The following is a 2,777-nucleotide window of genomic DNA, read 5'->3' as shown; positions in this document are numbered from 1 at the left end:
CCCCCTGAGCACAGCGCACCGGACGACTCTGGTCCAATGAGGACATGGAGACCCCCAATCGCACCGCGCTCGTCGAAGACCTGATGGAACGCTTCCCGCACGTACCCCGGGAAGCCGTGATCAAGGAAGACCTGCTGCGTGGCGGCATGGCCTTTGACGAGTCCGCCCTGTCCGGGGGCGATGACGGTGATGTGAAGCCGAAGTCGTACTTCATCTTCTCCTTCGACCATCGCACCCTCCCCGAGCTCGGGCAGGCCGCGCTCAACCGGCCGCCGGAGGAGATCGTGCTCACCGGCGGGCCGTACGAGCTGCGCCGGACCGTCGTGTCCGTGCGAGTGAACCCGGATTCGCCGTACCGCGTGAAGGGCGGCGAGGACGGGTCCCTCGGGCTCTACCTCGACGGGAAGCGGATCTCGGACGTCGGGCTTCCGCCGATGCCCGAGTACTACCGGCACAAGCTGTCCAACGGGAAGTCCGTGATGGAGGTGGCCCCGACGATCCAGTGGGGGTACCTCATCTATCTGACCGTCTTCCGGGTGTGCCAGTACTTCGGCGCCAAGGAGGAGTGCCAGTACTGCGACATCAACCACAACTGGCGCCAGCACAAGGCCGCCGGACGGCCGTACACGGGCGTCAAGCCGTCCGACGAGATCCTCGAAGCGCTCGAGATCATCGACAAGTACGACACCGCCAAGGCGTCCCACGCGTACACCCTCACCGGCGGTTCCATCACGTCGAAGGTCGGCGGCAAGGACGAGGCCGACTTCTACGGCAGTTACGCCAAGGCCATCGAGGAGACCTTCCCGCGCCGCTGGATCGGCAAGGTCGTCGCGCAGGCGCTGCCCCTGGACGATGTGAAGCGGTTCCACGACTACGGCATCCAGATCTACCACCCGAACTTCGAGGTCTGGGACAAGCGCCTCTTCGAGCTGTACTGCCCCGGCAAGGAGCGCTACGTCGGCCGCGCCGAGTGGCACAAGCGGATCCTCGACTCCACTGAGGTGTTCGGGGCCCGGAACGTCATCCCGAACTTCGTCGCCGGTGTCGAGATGGCCGAGCCCTTCGGCTTCCAGACCGTGGACGAGGCCATCGCCTCCACCCACGAGGGGCTCCGCTTCTTCATGTCGAACGGCGTCGTGCCCCGCTTCACCACCTGGTGCCCGGAGCCGACCACCCCGCTCGGCAAGGCCAACCCGCAGGGCGCGCCGCTTGAGTACCACATCCGGCTCCTGGAGACCTACCGCGCGACGCTCGAGGAGTTCGGCCTGTCCTCGCCGCCCGGATACGGCCCCGCGGGCCCCGGCCGCGCGGTGTTCTCCGTGAGCTCGTTCATGGACAGCATCCCCGAGGGCGCCGAGGCCGAGGCGGCCACCGAGGCCTGATCCGACAACGGGTACGGGCTCCGCGCCCGTACCCGTATCTCCAACCGCTCGCCCCCTTCCCTTGCCGGCCCGTTCACGGCTCAATACCAGGGTTGCGTACGCCACTTCGCACCGTCCGCCCCTGGGGAGCCGCCGCCATGTGCAAGGACGAACACCACCCGACACGCCGCACGGACATAGGCAGACGCGCCCTGTTCGTGACCTCCGCCGCCGCCGCGCTTACGTTGAACAGCGTGAGCTTCGCGAGCGCCGACGACGGCGACGGACGCAGTCAGGAAACGACCCGCACGGTGCGCGGCACGCTGCCCACCGGCTCCCCCGACTACGTCTATCTGCCCCTCGAAGTGCCGGACGGCGTACGGGAGTTACACGTCTCGTACAGCTACGCCAAGCCGTCCGTGCCGCCCGGCACCCAGGGCAACGCCCTCGACATCGGCATCTTCGACGAGCGCGGCACCGAGCTCGGCGGCGCGGGCTTCCGCGGCTGGTCCGGCGGCGCCCGCAGCGAGTTCTTCCTGCGCGCCGACGAGGCGACGCCCGGCTATCTGCCGGGCCGCGTCCGCCCCGGCACCTGGCATCTGGCGCTCGGCCCGTACACGGTGGCACCGGAAGGCCTCGCGTACGAGATCACCGTGACGCTGCGGTTCGGGGAGCCCGGCACCACCCCACGGCCCGGCTATCCGCCGGAGCGCGCCGCGGGGCGCGGCCGGGACTGGTACCGGGGCGACTGCCATCTGCACTCCTGGTTCTCGGACGGCAAGCGCACCCCGGCCGAGATCGCCGCTCTCGCGCGCGCGGCGGGCCTCGACTTCATCAACAGTTCGGAGCACAACACCCCGTCCGCGCACGCCCATTGGGCCGAGCACGCCGGTGACGACCTGCTGATCCTGCTCGGCGAGGAGGTCACCACGCGCAACGGTCACGTCGTCGCCCTCGGCACCGACCCCGGCACGTTCATCGACTGGCGCTACCGGGCCCGCGACAACCGCTTCGGCCACTACGCCGACGCGATCCGGCGGGCCGGCGGGCTCGTCGTGCCCGCGCATCCGCACGCCACCTGCATCGGCTGCAACTGGAAGTTCGGCTTCGGTGAGGCCGACGTGGTCGAGGTGTGGAACGGGGCGTACACGCCGGACGACGAGGTGTCCCTCGCCGACTGGGACTCCACTCTGCAGTCCGCGGGGCGCGGCGGGCGCTGGACCCCTGCGATGGGCAACAGTGACGCGCACCGGGATCCGGACCGGATCGGCGGTCCGCAGACCGTGGTCCTCGCGGACGACCTGAGCCGTACGGCGATTCTCGCGGGGCTCAGGGCCGGGCGCAGTTATGTCGCCGAGTCCGCCGCGGTCTCCGTCGGCTTCTCCGCCACGGGTGGGCGGGGGCTGCGTGCGGGGA

The 2,777-nt window shown here is 69.8% G+C and carries 2 protein-coding genes; both read left to right on the top strand.

Features of this window, described 5'->3' with window-relative positions; translation table 11 throughout:
* Positions 1-44: 44 nt before the first annotated feature.
* Positions 45-1,382: a radical SAM protein gene (locus GUY60_RS36515; RefSeq protein WP_161705800.1), complete on the top strand. Its 1,338-nt coding sequence runs from the start codon at positions 45-47 to the stop codon at positions 1,380-1,382.
* Positions 1,383-1,519: 137 nt separating this feature from the next.
* Positions 1,520-2,777 (top strand): CehA/McbA family metallohydrolase (locus tag GUY60_RS36510; RefSeq protein ID WP_161705799.1); only part of this gene is annotated, 1,258 nt, incomplete at its 3' end.

This window comes from Streptomyces boluensis, assembly GCF_009908195.1.
Classification (GTDB): domain Bacteria; phylum Actinomycetota; class Actinomycetes; order Streptomycetales; family Streptomycetaceae; genus Streptomyces; species Streptomyces boluensis.
Note: the sequence above shows the minus strand (reverse complement) of the source record. Positions and strands in the feature narration are given on the sequence as shown.

Bases quoted from the DNA above. Each gene is read 5' to 3' on its own strand.
- GUY60_RS36515 (WP_161705800.1), top strand. From the start codon at position 45: ATGGAGACCCCCAATCGCACCGCGCTCGTCGAAGACCTGATGGAACGC.